Consider the following 16,393-nt stretch of genomic DNA (forward strand, 5'->3'; position numbering starts at 1 on the left):
GATCTGGCCGGCGGATCGTGCCAGTTATCCCGCATTTTTCCGATACTTCCCTCGCGCGTTAACGGCTGGCCCCCCGAACCGTTCCCGAATGCATGATCGGGCCTGACATCAAGGCGGCTGGCTGGCTTTCGGCATTGCCTTCATCCCGCCGGAGTGGCCGGCGCGGCCGAGGCGACCGGCTGGGTGGGCGTTGGCGCCTGCAACGGCGCGGGGAACGTGGCGGGAACCGTGGCGTTGCCCGGCGCGCCCCACAAGGCATGGTAATCCTTGGCCATGGGATAGCCGCCCATCGGCTTGTTCTTGCCCTGGTGGCAGGTGGCGCAGCTGACCTTGAACGGATCACCCATCGGCCCCTTGCGATAGGCCGGGAAAGCATTGGTCAGCGAGCTGATATACTGCCCATTGGTTTCGCGCACCATGCGGATGCCGTACCAGGCCTTGGCCCGCTTGGGCGTGCTGATCGGCCAGGCACCAAGAGCCTGGGCATTGTGGCAGAACGTGCAGTTCACCCCCAGCGCCTTGGACACGTGGATCATCACGGCATAGGAATTTTCGGTCTGCATCACGCTGGTCTTGTCAGCCGGCGAAGGATGCGCGGCCGTGGCCTGAACGCGGATGTTCTGGTCCTTTTTCGGATCGCCGGTCAGATAGAGCGCCAGCGAGGCATCGGGCAGCGACGAAAATCCCGTGGCGGCGATCGGGTCGTCCTGGCCATGGCGGTTGCCGATGATGCCGCTGGGCGGCGCGGGCGGCATGGTCCAGTGGTTGGTCGGCACGGCCTGGCCACGGTGGCAGGTCCAGCAGGTCACCCCGGTCTGGGCCACGTGCGATTGCCAGTTGTGGTTGATGTTGCGCGTCATCTGCAGCATGCGCCGCGCGACAACCTTGGTATAGAGTTCGTCAGAGGCCATGTTGTTGGGATTGTGGCAATAGTTGCAGCCTTCCTTGGGCGCCACCCAGGCGGTCATCGCGGCCATGGTATAGCTCAGCTGCTCGGCGGATTCATCGCCCAGCACCTGCAGGTTCTGGAACTGCTCCTTGGCGCGCGGCCCGTCGGTGGATGGCGGGTCATAGGGCGGCGGCGGCACCTCGTCCTTGGCCATGGCCACTTTCTTGACCGTGACCTGGTCCATGCCGGTGCCGCGATAGCCGTTCTGGCCCGAAACCTTGTGGGAAAGTTCGCAGCCCCCCAGGGACAGCGCGGCAAGCGCCGCCAGGGCAATAGCGGTGATCCGTCTCATTTCCCCGTGCTCCCCAAGGTGGCGGGGTCAATCACCCCGGTTGCCGGATAGTGCGGCGCATAGCCGTGCTGCTGGGCCCACAGATACCAGTTGTCCACCACGGTGCCGGTCAGCAGGATGCCGATGCCCCCGGTCAGCGTGGTCAGCACGGCAAACCACCAGGCCCAGCGATGGATCGATTCCATCGTGGCGTTGAAACCCATGGTCCAGCGCCAGAACAGCGCGGCGCGTTCCGATGCGGTGCCGCGATCGGTGATCTGCTCGATCTCGCGCTCGCCGCCATAGCGGCCCACGGCGAGGATCGTCGCGCCGTGCATGGCAAACAGCAGGGTGGAGCCATAGAGGAACGCGATCGAGAAGCAGTGGAACGGGTTGTAGAACAGGTTGCCATAGCGGATCGAAAAAGCAGCGGTCCAATCGAGGTGCGGAAAGATGCCGAACGGCACGCTTTCGGCCCAGCTGCCCATGAAGAACGGGCGGATGAAGCCCAGCACCAGGAACAGCCAGATCGCGCTGAGGAAGGCCCAGGCGACATGCGTGCCCATGCCGAGCGCGCGGGCGCGGGTATAGGTGCGCACCCACCACAGCATGACCGAGGTGGTCAGGCAAAAACCGGCGATGATCCACCACCCGCCCTTGGCCAGCGGCACGAACGGGGAAAAGCCATATTGCGGGCCGGGCGGCTCCAGCGACAGCCACGGCAGCAGGCGCACGAACTGGATCGGGTTCCAGTTGACCGAGGCCAGCATGTTGAGACCGATGATCTCGAACGCGGTAAACCCGAAGATCAGCGCGAAAATGCCGGTCCAGCCGAGGTAGATCGGGCCGATCTGCGCCTGGCCGACCAGGCCGAGGAGGTGGACGAAGCCGCCCTGCCCGATGCGCTCCTCGCTGCCCGGTGGCAGGGCCACGCCCATTTCCGGTTCGCCGCGCAATTGCACTTGGGTGAATATGTTCTGGTAGGTCGTCATCGCACGGTGCTCCTTCACGACCAGATCGGCAGGTTGAGCCACCAGGTCCACCACTCGGGCCAACCGCGCGTCCACAACGGGCCGCTGATGACTATGCACACCGCGCTCCAGAACCCGGCGTTGAGCGCCAGCAACAGGCCCAGGCGGTGAATGCCCAGCGTGCCGATCGAATAGCCGATAAGATCGCGGAAGAAGGTGTCTTCGTATTCCGGTGATTTGACCTCGCCACCCTTGGGCGGGTTGACGGCCGAGAGCACCAGCGCGCCATGCAGCGCCAGCGCCAGCGTGGTGGTGAAGAAGAACGACACCGCCAGCATGTGCGCCGGGTTATAGTGGAAGTGCAGGTACTGGTATCCGGTGTTCGACACCCAATCGAGGTGGCTGAAGATCCCATAGGGAAAGCCCCAGTGCCACGCGCCCAGCAGGACCGGACGGATCACCACCAGCGTGAAATAGGCAAAGATCGCCATGCCAAAGGCCACCGGCACATGATAGCCCATGCCCAGCTTGCGGCAGATTTCCACCTCGCGCAGCGCCCATGACACGAACGAGACCAGCGCGCAGACCGTGATGATCTGCCAGAAGCCGCCTTCCTTGAGCGGCGCCAGCGCCAGGCCATATTTGAGATCGGGCGGCGCGATCGAAATCAGCCAGGGATTCCAGGTCGGGCCTTGTGATGCGGAATAGAAAATAAGCGCCGTGCCCAGCGAGGCGAAGATCGCCGTTACCACGCCGAAAAAGCCGACGTAGAACGGGCCCACCCAGAAATCGAACAGGTCGCCACCGATCAAGGTGCCGCCACGCACGCGATATTTTCGTTCGAAACTCAGGAGTGCCATGGCCATCCCCCTCTCCGCCTGGATGCGGCGGCTGTTGTGTTCAGATGCCAGTTTTTTCAGGCGTCAGCGCCCATGAGGCGGCGGTCGGGATCGCCGCCGCCTCTCGCACGGGCTTGCGTCAGCTGGCCGGTTTTGCGGCAGCGGCGGCATGCGCGGCGCCCTGCGCCGAGTTGGGGCCGTCGAGCCAGTTGTAGGTGTCGGTGCTGAGCAGGATGAAGTGAATGATCAGTGCCAGCACGAGCAGAAAGCCGAACAGGGCAACCAATGTCCTGCGCGGATCGAAAATCAGCCAAAGTCTCCACATGGGTTTTATCCTTGTGCAAGAGTGTTGGCCCTCGCCCCATCAGGCCCCCTTGGCCCGATATCGCGAGGGAGTGGGCGGCTTACAGCCAGGGCTTCCACATCCAGACCAGGACGTGTGCAACCACGGCCACGCCGGTGAAGCCCAGGAAGCTGCTCATGAACAGCTTGTGGAACTCCTTGGCTTCCTCGGGCGTGAGATACGTTCTCAGCCCAAAGCGATCGTCACGATCACTCATAGCCCAATCTCCTTTCGTTGGTGGTGTGCGAGAGGCGAAACGACCTCTTCGGGTATCCTCGCGGCGCCCGAATGCACCGTGAGAATGGCTGGGCCGGGCTGCGCGCGGCAGGCTTCCGGGCGGATGGAACGGGCGCGGGTCATGCGACCTGCGCCTCAAGCAGGGCATCGGCCAGCCGATCGGCCGATACGCGATCTTCGCCATGGCGGCGGGCGGCGCGCTCGGCGCCATCGCGCAGCCGCTTGGCCGCCGAAATGCGGATCAGCACGGGCTGTGCTGCCACCACCTCGTCCAGCCGCGTCTTGGCATCGTCATCCCACGGCAATTCGCGCCACGCCGCTTCGCCGACCCCGCGCGCGGGCGTGGGCTCTACCTTGTCCATTTCGGTCGCCAGCGGCAGGATGTGGAAAAGCGCGTCGAACAGCGCGTTGCACACTTCCTGCACCAAATAGGTCGCGCCGGAATAGCCCATGAACGGCGTGCCGGTGTGGCGCCGGATCGCCGCGCCGGGGAAACTGGCCGGGATATAGATCCCGCGCCCACCGCGCTCGGCGTTGTACATGCGCTCGTTATAGCTACCGAAAAGCACCAGCGGCGGATTGGCATGGATCGCCGCGCGCACGTCCTCGTTGCGCGGCTTGACCCCGGCACTGCGCGCAAAGGCAAAGTTGCACGGCAGGCCCATGTCGTCTTCCAGGAACCGCCGGATGCCGCGGGCATAGGTTTCGTTAGCCACGATGCCAAAGCTGGCGGTGGCAAAGAAATCCTGCGTTACCGAGCGCCACAGATCCCACAGCGGCTTGATCGTGGTGTGCTTTTCCCGCTCGATGAATGGTTCGGGATCGAGTCCCAGCTCCGCACCAAGCGCGCGCAAAAACAGCGTGGTGCTGTCCAACCCGATCGGCGCCTGGAAATAGGGCCGCTCCAGCGTCTCACACAGGCCTCGGCCAAATTCGCGATAGAGGCACACGTTGGCCTGCGCATCGGCCAGCTTGCGGATATCGGCGAGGTGACACCCCAGCGGGAACACCACGTTGACCTGCGCGCCGATCCCCTCGATCAGGCGGCGCACCTCGTGCAGGTCGCTCGCCATGTTGAACATGCCGTAAGACGGGCCGATGATGTTGACGCGGGGCTTTTCCCCCTCGCGCAGCGGCCGCGCGGCGGGCACGCCCTTGGGGCCAAATTCCTTCCACAGCCAGCCCAGCGCGCGATCGGCGCTCTGCCACTGGTCCTCGTCGATAGTGCGCGGCAGGAAGCGCTTGATATTGGTGCCTTCGGGCGTCACCCCGCCGCCGATCATCTCGGCGATGGAGCCGGTGACGACCACCGCCGGCAGATCGGGATCGAGCGTTTTCCACGCCCGCTTCATCGCGCCTTCGGTGCCGGTCTTGCCCAGCTCCTCTTCGCCCAGGCCGGTCACCACGATCGGCAGTTCGTGCGGCGGCAGGCCATCGGTATAGTGCAGCACTGATGTCACCGGCAGGTTTTCGCATCCCACCGGACCGTCGATGATCACCTGCAGGCCCTTGACCGCGGTAAAGACATAGACCGCCCCCCAATAGCCGCCGGCGCGATCGTGATCGAGAACCAGAGTCATGATCCCACCGCCTCGGCCGCCTTGCGCGCAGCTTCGTTCAGGGCGGCATATTTCTTCTTGAACTGCGGCCGGTCCTGCGGGGTATCTTCCCACACGCCCGCGCCCGGCCCGCTGCCCACCCCATCGAAAAAGGCGCGCATGCGATCGAACCGTGGCTTGTTGGCCATCGCCGCGTTGACCACCTGCGCCAGGCTGCCCGCGCCGGCCACGCCCATCAGCGGGCGGGCGGAAATCAGGTTGGTGAAATAGAGCGCGGGGATCGCGCGCTGCTTGGCATGCTGCACCACCGGCGTGGTGCCGATCGCCAGGTCGGGGCCAAATTCCTCGACCGCGGCAACATCCTGCTCAAGACTGGCGCGATAGTTCACGCGCACACCGCGCGCCTCCAGCCAGGCGCGGTCAGCCTCACCCGCCTGCGTCGCCGGGCAGGCCGTGCCGACATAGGGCACATCGGCGCCGCTTTCGATCAGCAGCCGCGCCACCAGCAGTTCCGACCCTTCATAGCCGGTCACGGTGATACGCCCCTTGATCGGATTGGCCGCCAGCGCGCCACCGATTGCGGGCAGGAAGCGGTTCTTGGCCGCATCGATGCGATCCTGTGCCACGCCGCAGGCCGCGCCGATCGCATCGAGCCAGCTGGCCGTGCCTTCCACCCCGACCGGGGCAGAGCCGACGATGCCGCGCCCGGCGGCGGAAAATTCGCGCATGCTGGCGGTGTAGAACGGATGGATCGCCGCCACGGCCGCGCAATCGAGTGCGGCATAAAGTTCACGCCATTCGCGCGTGGGCACCACCGGCCCGGCGGCCAGGCCCAGCGGCTCCAGCATCATGCCGATGCCCACCGGATCGGCCGGGAACATCTCGCCCAGCAAAGTTACCGTCGGGCGATCGGGCTTGACGCGCGGCGCCGCCACCGGGCCTTGCTCGGCCTCTGCGCGGGCATAGGCGAGCATGGCGCCGGCCAGCACGTCCTTCGCCTCGGCATGGGTGGGAATGCCAAAGCCGGGCACGTCGATGCCGATGATGCGTACGCCGTTGATCTGCTTTTTCAGCAGGCGCAGCGGCACGCCGCTGGCCGTGGGCACGCACAGGTTGGTCACCACGATGGCATCATAGAGCGCCGGATCGGCCAGCCCTTCCACCGCGTCCTTGATATCCTCGAACAGCTTGCCGGTGACGAGCGTTTCGGAATTGAACGGGACATAGCCCACCGTCCGCCGCGCGCCGTAAAAGTGCGAGGTGAACGTCAGGCCATAGACACAGCAGGCCGAACCCGACAGCACCGTGGCGGTGCGGCGCATGCGCAGCCCGACACGCAGCGAGCCGAACGCCGGGCACATGCTTTGCGGCTGATCGTGCGGCCCCACAGGATAATCGGCGGCATAGCGTTCCAGCAGGGCGCTGCCCTGGGCCTGGTCGGTCGCCGCGCGCAGCACGCCGGCATCGGCATGGCAGCCACCGCCGCTGGCCGGCGGCGGATCGAGCGCGATGCGGTCTGCCTGGCGCGCGGCCGGCGGCGCGGGTGCGTCAAGCCTCGTCATAGATCACCTCGAGCGAGGGCTTCTGGACAAAGGCGGCACCGCGCATGTCGGCCTGGGTGGCGGGGCGCAGCACCACATCGCCGCCCACCTGCTCCGGCGAGAACAGGCCGAGCAGGCCATCCTGGTCAAGCGGGCGCGGCTGCTGCGCGGGCGCGGTGGCAACATTGACCGCCAGGTCTTCGAACAGGCTGCCCCACTGGCCATCGGGCCGGCCGATGATCTGGTAATTGGCCGACTTGCGGCGAATGTCTTCATCGGCGGGAATGGCGCAGAGCACCGGGATGCCCACGGCATCGGCAAAGGCAGCGGCTTCGCCGGTGCCGTCATCCTTGTTGACGATCATGCCGGCCACGCCAACATTGCCGCCCATCTTGCGGAAGTATTCCACCGCCTTGCACACGTTGTTGGCAACGTAGAGCGATTGCAGGTCGTTGGAGCCGACCACGATCACCTTCTGGCACATATCGCGTGCAATCGGCAGGCCGAACCCGCCGCAGACCACGTCGCCCAGGAAATCGAGCAGGACATAGTCGAACCCCCAATCATGGAAGCCCAGCTTTTCCAGCAGTTCGAACCCATGGATGATGCCGCGCCCGCCGCAGCCACGGCCCACTTCCGGTCCGCCCAGCTCCATGGCAAACACGCCATCACGCTGGAAACACACGTCTTCGATACGCACTTCTTCGCCCGCCAGCTTCTTGGCGGCAGAGGTTTCGATGATCGTGGGGCAGCTGCGCCCGCCAAACAGCAGGCTGGTGGTATCAGACTTGGGATCGCACCCGATCAGCAGCACGCGCTTGCCCTGCTGCGCCATCATGTAGCTGAGGTTGGACAGGGCAAAGCTCTTGCCCGATCCGCCCTTGCCATAGATGGCAATCACCTGGGTCTGCTTGGTAACCTCGCCCGTGTGCGGGGCATCGGGCTCGATCGCGGCTTCGGCGCGCAGGGCATCGGCAGTGTTCAGCAAGGTCATGCGCAAGCGCTCCAATCGAGAACCATCTTGAGGCAGTCGGCGGCGAGGAAGGTTTCGGGATAGGCGTCCCTGGCCTCGGTCGCCGGGCGCATGTGGCTGACCAGGCCGGTCAGGCTGCACGCCCCGCTGTCGATCAGGCCGCGCGCCGCCACCAGATCGGCCGGCTGCCATTCGGCGGCGATGCGAAAGCGCGCCTCGCGCCGGAACGCCGGGGCAAAATCGAAACTGGGGCGGTTGGCGTAGAACCCGGCCATCACCACTTCGCCGCCGTGGCGCAGCCGGGCGATCAGCTGGTCCAGGCAATCGGCATTGCCGCTCGCGTCGTATATCGTGGCGTAATCGTGCCGATCGTCGTCCTTGGGCGCGATCACGCGATAGCCGCTGGCGCCCTCGCGCCGCACCGCATTGCGTTCCCACACCGTGGGCGCAGGCGCGCCCATGGCGATGGTCAGCCGCGCCAGCAGGCGCCCCAGCGTGCCATGCCCGATGATGAGATCGGGCGCCGTGCCGCCTTGCAGCGCGTGGAGCGCGGTAGCCGCCAAGGCAAACAGCACGCCATCGGCGCCCAGCGACTCGGCCACGGGAAAGGCCCGTGCCGAGGGAATGATCACGCGCTGCGCCGTGCCGCCAAACAGCGCCCGCGCATCGGCATAGCAGGCGGCGCCCGGCACGAAGACCCAATCGCCAATGCGGCCCTGCGCCGCGGCCCCGGCATCCACGATGCGGCCCAGCGATTCATAGCCCGGCACCAGCGGATAGCCCATGCCGGGAAAGACCGGCATTTCGCCCGACCACAGCAGCTTTTCGGTGCCCGTGCTGATGCCGCTCCAGCGGATGTCGACCACCACGTCGCTCGGGCCGAGAATGGCGCCGTTGCCGGCGACCGAACTGGTCAACGTCAGCTTGCGCAGCGCAATGCACCTGGGTGCTTCGAGTATGACGGCCAGCGCATCCATGCCCCGGTCCTTCTCCCAACGGTCGGTCAGACCCCGTCGCGTTCACCCGAAAGCGGGTACGTTCCGGCAAGGATCACCATACGCCAACCTTGACATACGTCAATCTACCTTAACGTTTTTAAGTGTCATCCAAACGCGACAACCACACTGGCAACCACGGGATATGCCGTGCGATGGCGCCGCCACCCCGCAAATCCGGCCTTTTTGAGCAGCGCGCCATATTCAGCCGCGCTGCGCGGGCGCCCGGCATTCATCGCCCAGAGATAAAATCCGAAGTAGGCATCACCCATCGCGGCCGCGCCCGGCGTCTTGGCCATCGGCTCTGCCACCACGAGTCGCCCGCCCGAAACCAGCGCCTGGCGCGCGGCGCGCAGCAGGGCCAGGCAGGCATCATCATCGTGATCGTGCAGCACCCGCACCAGCGTGATGCAATCATGGCCCGGCGGAATCGGATCGCGAAAGAAATCGCCGCCGTGCAACGCGATGCGCCCGCGCATCGCCGCTGCATCCAGCCAGGCGCCGGCGCCGGCCACCACCGGCGGCAGATCGAACACCGCCACCTCCAGCGCCGGACAGGCCTTGGCCACCGCGCTGGCAAAGGCGCCATGGCCACCGCCGAGATCGAGCAACCGCCGATGCCGGGCAAAGGGATAGGCCGCCAGCGCCTGCTGCGCGACCATCGCCTGCGAAGCCGCCATGAGCGCGGAATAGGATGCCGCCTCGTGTTCGCTGGCATCCTGGGCATAGTGCCAGAACGACGAAAGCGCGGTGGGCATGGCCCGGTCGCGCAGCAGCAGCGCCACGGGATCGGCCAGATCGGCATAGAGCAGCGCATGATGGCGCACCATCGCGATCGCGCCGGGATTGGCCTGCAGGGCGGCGCCCTGTTGCCCCAGCATCCACCACCCCGGTGCCACTTCCTCGGCCAGGTCGAGCGCAGCCGCCGCGCGCACCAGGCGCAACGCGGCCTGGGGGGACAGGCCGCTGGCCAGCGCCACGTCATCTGCACTGCACGGCCCGCGACGCAAGAGATCAAGCAGCCCAACCTGCACCGCCGCCATCAGCACCTGCGAATAACAGAACCCCGCCACCAGATCGAACGCCTGCGCCGCGCGGCGGCGCGACACGGCCGAAATGAGCGGAAGCCGCGCCGCCCAGAACTGGAAGCGCGGGCTGGCCAGCACCCCGTTGCGCCACGCCGTCCACCGCCGACGCCAGGGTGCCACGACAGAAGGCTGACCCAGCTGGTCTGGAATAGTGGACATTTCCATATGTCTATTTTAATGGACATCATTGGTGTAAAGATCAATTCCTATTCCCGGGGGTGATTCCTTTCGCAAAGGGGCACGACGCGCATGGCGGCACGGGTTGCGATCATCGGCGCAGGCATTGGCGGGCTGGCAGCGGCCGCGCTGCTCGCCGCGCGCGGCCTGGCGGTGACCGTGATCGAAAAGGCCGGGCATCCGGGAGGCAAGGCGCGGCAGCTGGCCGTCGATGGCGTGGGCATCGATGCCGGCCCCACCGTGTTCACCCTGCGCGATGTGTTTGCCGATATCTTCCGCGATTGCGGCGCTGACCTAGCCGATCATGTCACGATCCGCCGCGCCCAGGTGCTCGCCCGCCATGCCTGGGACGGGGCCGGCCAGCTCGATCTCCATGCCGATCCCGCGCGCAGCGAGGAAGCGATCGGCGATTTTGCCGGCGCGGCGGCCGCCGCCGGCTTTCGCGCCTTCCGGGCCGAGGCCGCGCGCATCCACGGCATTCTTGACGCCACCATGCTGCGCGGATCAAAGCTCGCCTGGCCGCCTTCGCTGATGTGGCGCATCGGGCTGTGGCGGGTGGGCGATCTCCTCGCCATCCGCCCTTATGAAAGCCTGTGGAAGGTCTTGGGCGAGCACTTTGCCGATCAACGGCTGCGTCAGCTTTTCGCGCGCTATTCCACCTATTGCGGCTCCTCGCCCTTTGCCACGCCGGCCACGCTGATGCTGATCGCCCATGTCGAGGCGCAGGGCGTGTGGCTGATCGATGGCGGCATCAGCGCCCTGGCCCAGGCCTTGCTGAACCTGGCGCAGCGCCATGGCGCGCAGTTCCGTTTTGGCACCGGTGCGGCCATGCTGGAAACGCACAATGGCCGCGCCTCGGGCGTGGTGCTTGCCAATGGCGAGCATGTGCCGGCCGATGCCGTGATCACCAATGCCGATCCCGAAGCGCTTGCTGCCGGGCGCCTTGGCCCGATCGGCGCCATGGCGGTCAGCAGCCACGGCGTGCGTCACCGCTCGCTCTCGGCCATGGTCTGGCTCGCCCATGCCAAAACCGGCGGCTTCCCCCTGCAACGGCACAACGTGCTGTTCTCGCCCGATTACCCGCGCGAGTTCAGCGATATTCGCGGCGGCCGCCCGCCCACCGATCCCAGCGTCTATGTCTGCGCGCAGGATCGCGATGGCACCACTGCGCAAGCCGGCGGGCGCGAGCGCCTGCAGATCATCGTCAATGCCCCGGCCAACGGCGACAGCCACGCCTATAGCGAAAAGGAGAGGGACCAATGCACCTTGGCCATGCGCAAGACGCTGCGCCGCTGCGGGCTGGAGCTGGAAACGGATTGTCCCCGCATCCTGCTGACGCCGAACGAGTTCGAGACCTTTTTGCCCTCGACGGGCGGAGCGATCTATGGACGGGCCTCGCACGGCTGGGCGGCGTCATTCCTGCGGCAGGGCACGCGGACCCGGATCCCTGGGCTCTATTGCGCGGGTGGAAGCACCCACCCCGGAGCGGGGGTGCCGATGGCCGCCTTGTCGGCACGGTTGGCGAGCCGGGCAGTGCTGCAAGACCTCGCTTCGATGCGGCGATTCCACCCGGTGGCTATGGCTGGTGGTATGTCGATGCCATCAGCCAGTGCGGGCGCCACGGGCTGACGATCATCGCCTTCATCGGCAGCGTGTTTTCCCCTTATTACAAGAAAAGTGGCCGGGGCACGCCCTTGGATCACTGCGCGCTCAACGTCGCGCTCTATGGCCCCGGCGCGCGCTGGACGATGACCGAGCGCGGACGCGGCGCGGTGCGGCGCGACGCCGATTGCCTGCAGATCGGCCCCAGTGCCATGCGCTGGACCGGCAATGCGCTGGAAATCGATATCGAGGAGATGGACAAGCGCGTCGGCGTGCCATGGCAGCGTCGCGTGGCCGGGCGCGTGCGCGTCATTCCCGAGGCGATGAACGCCAAGGCCTTCGCGCTCGACCCCGAAGGCCGGCACCGCTGGCACTGCCTTGCCCCACGCGCGCGGATCGAGGTGACGATGCAGCAGCCCGGGCTGGCCTGGCAGGGCAGCGCCTATCTCGATTCCAATTTCGGCAGCGAGGCACTGGAACAGGGCTTCCGCGTCTGGCACTGGTCACGCGCCCATGGCCGCCACGGCTCCTTCGTGTTCTACGAGGGCATCCGCCGCGACGGCCGCCCCTTTGCCAGCGCCCTGCGCTTTGCCGTCGATGGCACCCCCCACGAAGAAGCCGAACTGCCACCCGTGGCGCCCCTGCCCAACACGCTGTGGCAAATGGAACGCAAGACCCGCGCCGATCGCGGCCACGCCAGCGTGGTCCGCACCTGGGAAGACGCCCCGTTCTATGCCCGCTCCACCCTGCGCTCCACCCTGCTGGGCGAACCGGTCGTCTCGGTGCAGGAAAGCCTCGACATGGATCGCTTCTCCTCGCCGATCGTGCAGTTCATGCTGCCCTATCGCATTCCGCGGGTGGTTTAGGCCAGGGTTACACATAGCTCTTCGTCACCCCGGACTTGATCCGGGGTCCAGCTGTTCTTCTGACGCAACGCGCGCACGTCCACGACGGGCAGTGTCGAACATATTTTTGTTCGCGCAGAGGCGCAGAGGCGCGGAGAAAATCTACCTATCTGCACCTCTGCGCCTCTGCGCGAAATTCTCGCTTCACCCCGGCGGCGCCCCATCATCGCGCGCATCCGCCCGCTCCTGCTCGGCCTTGCGGGCGCGGTCGTGGCGGATTTCACGGTTGACTGACCACAGCTGCCATACGCCAAAGCCGATGGCGATCGCGGCGGTGAAGACGATTTCCACCCAGCCGAAATGTTGGCTCCAGCCGCTCATCCCACTCTCTCCCGCTGTTGCCGGGCGTGGGCGTTGATCAGGGCCGCGGCCAGGTCGGGCCGCTCCTCATGCGCCAGATGGCCCAGCCCAGGCAGTACCTCCAGCCGTGCATGGGGCAGCAGGGCGGCAGCCTTTTCCACCGAGGCCAGCGGCACGGCCACGTCGCCGCGCGCATGCACAAGCTGCACCGGCGCGGTGATCGCCGGCAAAGTGCGACTCAGGGCATCGAGATCCCAGCTGGCCATCATTTCCATCGCCCCGCCGCAATGGCCGGCATTGCCGAGCAGCGCGGCATAGCAGCGCAGGCCCTGGGCATCGAGGGCAGAGCCGGTGGCGCGGCGCAGAAAGCGTTCCGGCTCTCCCGGCAGGCGGGCAATCCCCGCCAGCATGCGTGGCACCAGCGGGTTGACAAACAGCATCCGCGCCAGCGAGGGAAACAGCTGCGCCGCCAGGCCCGGAAACGGCATCAGCGCGGGGTTGAGGCCCACCACCGGCACGTCATCCCCCCGCCCGTGCACCAGTTGCAGGGCGATCGCCGCGCCGGCCGAATGCCCCACCACCACCGCCGGCACCTGGCCCAGCGCGCCCAGCAGATCATCCACCGCCCGCGCCATCGCCACCAGTGTCAGCCCGCCTTGCGGGCGCCCCTGGGTAAAGCCATGGCCGGGCAGATCGGGCGCCACCACGGTATAATCGCGCGCCAGCAGCGGCATCACATCGCGCCAGCTATGCGTGGCCGCGCCGGTGCCGTGCAGCAGCAGCGCCACTGGCCCCGCGCCATCGCCCATCTGCTGTACATGCCAGGTCAGCCCTGGCGTTTCGACAAAGCGGCTGGCGGCGCGATGCGGCCAGTTCCGGCCCTCCACGGCCCAGCGCGGCCCGCTGCTCATGCCCGCGCCCGGCGTAGCGCCGGCTCTGGCGCAGTCGCCTGGGCCACGGCGGCATGCAGCGCGCGGGCATCGGCGCAGGGCAAGGGCAGATAGCGCGCGCGCATCGCCTGGGCCAGGGCCGCTGCCTCCGGCCGGGGACGCGCGGCGATATCGATCACCACGGCATCGTGGCCGGCCACGGCAATAGCGCGGGCCGCGCGCTGCGCATCATCCTGCGCGCGGGCACGGCCGCGCGCACCATCGAGCGCGATATTGGCGCTGCCATCGGTCATGAACACCAGGATCGGCGTGCCACCGCGCGCGGCCACCGCCTCTGCCAGCTGGCGCGCCAGGACCAGTCCATGCGCCAGCGGGCTGCCGCCGCCGCCGGGCAGCGCGGCCAGCGCGCGCTTGGCGCGGGTGAGCGAGCGGGTTGGCGGCAAAAGCACCTCGGCCCCCTCGCCGCGAAACGCCAAGACCGCCACTTCCGCGCGCTTGACATAGGCCTGCGCCAGGATCAGCTCGGCCGCGCCCTTGGCCTCGGCCAGGCGCGCCATCGCGGTAGAGCCCGAGGCATCGACGCAGAACACCGTCACGGTGGTGCGCCGCTCCTCAAACCGGCGCACCCGCAGATCGTCGCGGCGAAAGCGGATCGGCCCGGCGCCATCGGGCGCGGGATCGCGCTGGCGCAGCGGTTGCCAGGGAATGGCCGCGCGCAGGCTGTCGATCAGGGCCAGGCGCGCCCCGCCACCGGGCAGGCCAGGCCGCGCGCCCAGCGGCCGGCCACGCCGGCCCGATCGCAAGCGTTGCCCCGAGCCACCGCCGCCACCGGTCTTGGCCCGACCCGCCTGCCCGGCGGCAATGCGATCTAGCACGTCGCGCGGGATCGCCGCGCGTGCCGCCTCGATCACCAGATCCTCGGGGATTTCCGGCCCCTCCCTTTCACCCTCGTTCTCGCCATCGCGGTTGGTCTGTTCCTGCTCGGGCGGCGCGTCGTCGGGAGGCGCGCTCTCGGGCGGCACTTGCGTGGCGCGGGGCGAGAGCACCAGCCGCGCGGCCAGCGCCACATCCTCAGCATTCACGGTCGCGCGCGCCGCCAGCGCGGCATGGCCCTGCGCCACGGCGGCGGCCTGCAACAGCGGCCGCATCGAGGCGATGCCCAGCGCCTGCGCCGCCGCCGCGAGCGCGCCCAGCATGGCGTTATCCGCGGGTGGAACAGGCGTTGCCGCCAGAGCGTGCGGCAGTGGCATTGCCAGGTCCGCCAGCCGCAGCCCATCCAGCGTAATGTCGAAGGCAATGCGTTCCATCAGCGCGGCGGGCGGGCGCGGTTCGTCCGCTGTGCCATCGTCCAGCAAAACCAGGATCGGCCCGCCCGCATCATCCATCGCCTGCGCCACGCGGCCGGCAATATCGGCACGCAGGCCCTGCGCCATCGGCACCACCAGAACTCCGCCGCGCGCCGCCGCCAGCAGGCCGCGCTGGTGCACCAGCGTGCCGCTGGCCAGGCTCGCGGCGATATCGGTGCCGCCGCACAGCCGTTCTTCGTCGATATGGCCGGGCAGGCGATGCCACGCCGTGCCGGGCGGCAGCAGCGCGGCCAGCGCCTGGGTCACCAGGTCGCGCGCCGGGCCGCCGCCGCGCAGGCACATTCCGCCAAGCGCCGTGGGGCTTTGGGCCAGCAGGCGCGCCGCCAGGAGCGCATCTGCCAGCCCGCTGTTCATGATAGATGTTCAGCTAGCGCGCGCTCGATCCGCGCGCTCGATCCGCTTTCGTCCAGCACATCGCGGCGCAGGCGATGGCGCAGCGCGAGCGGCGCCACCGCCATCAGATGCTCGCGCCGCACCAGCTTGGCGCCTTTGAGCGCGGCCAGTGCGCGGCTGGCGCGCATCAGCGTCAATTCCCCGCGCAGGCCATCCACGCCCAGTTCGCTGCACAACAGCGCGGCATCGGTCATCACCGCATCGGGCACCGTAATCCGCGCCAGCCGCCGCTGCCCGCGCGCGATCTGTTGCAAGACCTTGTCATCCTCTTGCGCCCACTGCGCCGCAAACGCCGCCGCATCAGCATCGTGCGCGGCGCAGCGGCGCATGATCTCCACCCGCGTATCGATCGCGCGCGGGGTGCGCACTTCCACCGACAGGCCAAATCGATCGAGCAATTGCGGGCGCAGTTCGCCCTCTTCGGGATTGCCGCTGCCGATCAGGACAAAGCGCGCGGCATGGCGCACCGACAGCCCTTCGCGCTCCACCACGTTCTGCCCCGATGCCGCCACGTCGAGCAGCAGGTCAACGAGGTGATCCTCCAGCAGGTTGATTTCGTCGATATAAAGGAACCCGCGATGCGCGCGCGCCAGCAGGCCGGGTTCATAGACCCGCTCGCCCGTGCGCAGCGCGCGTTCCAGGTCAAGCGCACCGAGCAGGCGGTCTTCGGTCGCGCCCAGCGGCAGATCGACGAACGGGACCGCCTGGCGCACGGTCTTGCCGCCGGTGCACGGTCCGGGGCACTGGCCTGGCGTTTCGCAGCCAAAGTGGCAGCCCTCCACCACCATGATCGGCGGCAGCAGCGCCGCGAGCGCGCGTGCGGCGGTGGATTTGCCCGTGCCACGATCGCCAAACACCATGACCCCGCCGATCGCCGGATCGACCGCCGCAATCAGCAGCGCCAGCTTCATCTCGTCCTGGCCGACGATCGCAGAGAAAGGGAAGCGGGCCATATGTCCAACACTCTGGACATCAATGAGTGTAAGAACAAGC

16 protein-coding genes are annotated in these 16,393 nt (G+C 67.5%); 2 read left to right on the top strand and 14 right to left on the bottom strand.

What is annotated here, in order from left to right; all coding sequences use genetic code 11:
• Window positions 1-140: 140 nt before the first annotated feature.
• The 10 genes from pufC to FHW97_RS08920 all read right to left on the bottom strand — a co-directional run bounded on the left by pufC (window position 141) and on the right by FHW97_RS08920 (window position 9,925).
• Window positions 141-1,241: a photosynthetic reaction center cytochrome PufC gene (pufC, locus tag FHW97_RS08875; RefSeq protein ID WP_171798725.1), complete on the bottom strand. Its 1,101-nt coding sequence runs from the start codon at window positions 1,239-1,241 to the stop codon at window positions 141-143.
• Window positions 1,238-2,212 carry a photosynthetic reaction center subunit M gene (gene pufM, locus FHW97_RS08880; RefSeq protein WP_062786811.1) on the bottom strand — a complete coding sequence of 325 codons (975 nt, stop codon included), beginning with the start codon at window positions 2,210-2,212 and terminating at the stop codon, window positions 1,238-1,240. The genes pufC and pufM overlap by 4 nt, the downstream gene beginning before the upstream one ends.
• Window positions 2,213-2,226: 14 nt before the next feature.
• Entirely contained in the window at window positions 2,227-3,051 is an 825-nt protein-coding gene (gene pufL / locus FHW97_RS08885) for a photosynthetic reaction center subunit L (RefSeq protein ID WP_054131572.1), read from the bottom strand.
• A 118-nt stretch (window positions 3,052-3,169) separates the two neighbouring features.
• Window positions 3,170-3,355: a light-harvesting antenna LH1, alpha subunit gene (gene pufA, locus FHW97_RS08890; protein ID WP_022677061.1), complete on the bottom strand. Its 186-nt coding sequence runs from the start codon at window positions 3,353-3,355 to the stop codon at window positions 3,170-3,172.
• Between the two features lie 79 nt (window positions 3,356-3,434).
• Window positions 3,435-3,590 carry a light-harvesting antenna LH1, beta subunit gene (gene pufB, locus FHW97_RS08895; RefSeq protein ID WP_022677062.1) on the bottom strand — a complete coding sequence of 52 codons (156 nt, stop codon included), beginning with the start codon at window positions 3,588-3,590 and terminating at the stop codon, window positions 3,435-3,437.
• Window positions 3,591-3,729: 139 nt separating this feature from the next.
• Entirely contained in the window at window positions 3,730-5,190 is a 1,461-nt protein-coding gene (bchZ, locus tag FHW97_RS08900) for a chlorophyllide a reductase subunit Z (RefSeq protein WP_022677063.1), read from the bottom strand.
• On the bottom strand, window positions 5,187-6,731 hold the full coding sequence (gene bchY / locus FHW97_RS08905) for a chlorophyllide a reductase subunit Y (RefSeq protein ID WP_171798726.1): 1,545 nt from the start codon (window positions 6,729-6,731) through the stop codon (window positions 5,187-5,189). Before bchY ends, bchZ begins: the two co-directional genes overlap by 4 nt.
• A complete protein-coding gene (locus FHW97_RS08910) occupies window positions 6,718-7,704 on the bottom strand; it encodes a chlorophyllide a reductase iron protein subunit X (RefSeq protein ID WP_028658065.1) in 987 nt (328 codons plus the stop codon). Before FHW97_RS08910 ends, bchY begins: the two co-directional genes overlap by 14 nt.
• Window positions 7,701-8,660 (bottom strand): chlorophyll synthesis pathway protein BchC, encoded by a 960-nt coding sequence (gene bchC / locus FHW97_RS08915; RefSeq protein ID WP_171798727.1) that lies wholly within the window; start codon window positions 8,658-8,660, stop codon window positions 7,701-7,703. The genes FHW97_RS08910 and bchC overlap by 4 nt, the downstream gene beginning before the upstream one ends.
• A 125-nt stretch (window positions 8,661-8,785) precedes the next feature.
• Window positions 8,786-9,925, bottom strand: a complete 1,140-nt coding sequence (locus FHW97_RS08920) for a methyltransferase (protein ID WP_168352210.1) — start codon at window positions 9,923-9,925, stop codon at window positions 8,786-8,788.
• 90 nt (window positions 9,926-10,015) lie between these two features.
• Here FHW97_RS08920 and crtD point away from each other — a divergent pair, with 90 nt between their 5' ends.
• Together crtD and FHW97_RS08930 are read left to right on the top strand one after the other, a co-directional pair.
• Entirely contained in the window at window positions 10,016-11,572 is a 1,557-nt protein-coding gene (gene crtD / locus FHW97_RS08925) for a 1-hydroxycarotenoid 3,4-desaturase CrtD (RefSeq protein ID WP_171798728.1), read from the top strand.
• Between the two features lie 65 nt (window positions 11,573-11,637).
• A complete protein-coding gene (locus FHW97_RS08930) occupies window positions 11,638-12,411 on the top strand; it encodes a hydroxyneurosporene dehydrogenase (protein WP_370525367.1) in 774 nt (257 codons plus the stop codon).
• A gap of 183 nt (window positions 12,412-12,594) precedes the next feature.
• On the opposite strand, the gene FHW97_RS08935 is transcribed toward FHW97_RS08930, so the two are convergent.
• From FHW97_RS08935 to bchI, 4 genes are read right to left on the bottom strand one after another with little or no spacing between them, the layout of a single operon-like run.
• On the bottom strand, window positions 12,595-12,771 hold the full coding sequence (locus tag FHW97_RS08935) for a hypothetical protein (RefSeq protein WP_168352212.1): 177 nt from the start codon (window positions 12,769-12,771) through the stop codon (window positions 12,595-12,597).
• The gene (gene bchO / locus FHW97_RS08940) at window positions 12,768-13,661 is read right to left on the bottom strand and encodes an alpha/beta fold hydrolase BchO (protein WP_171798729.1); all 894 of its coding nucleotides are present in this window, start codon (window positions 13,659-13,661) and stop codon (window positions 12,768-12,770) included. The genes FHW97_RS08935 and bchO overlap by 4 nt, the downstream gene beginning before the upstream one ends.
• Window positions 13,658-15,361, bottom strand: coding sequence for a magnesium chelatase subunit D (locus FHW97_RS08945; protein ID WP_171798730.1), 1,704 nt, complete (start codon window positions 15,359-15,361; stop codon window positions 13,658-13,660). The genes bchO and FHW97_RS08945 overlap by 4 nt, the downstream gene beginning before the upstream one ends.
• Window positions 15,358-16,353: a magnesium chelatase ATPase subunit I gene (gene bchI / locus FHW97_RS08950; protein WP_171798731.1), complete on the bottom strand. Its 996-nt coding sequence runs from the start codon at window positions 16,351-16,353 to the stop codon at window positions 15,358-15,360. The genes FHW97_RS08945 and bchI overlap by 4 nt, the downstream gene beginning before the upstream one ends.
• Window positions 16,354-16,393: the final 40 nt, after the last annotated feature.

Origin of the sequence: Novosphingobium sp. SG754 (assembly GCF_013149315.1) — a bacterium.
Taxonomy (GTDB): Bacteria; Pseudomonadota; Alphaproteobacteria; order Sphingomonadales; family Sphingomonadaceae; genus Novosphingobium; species Novosphingobium capsulatum.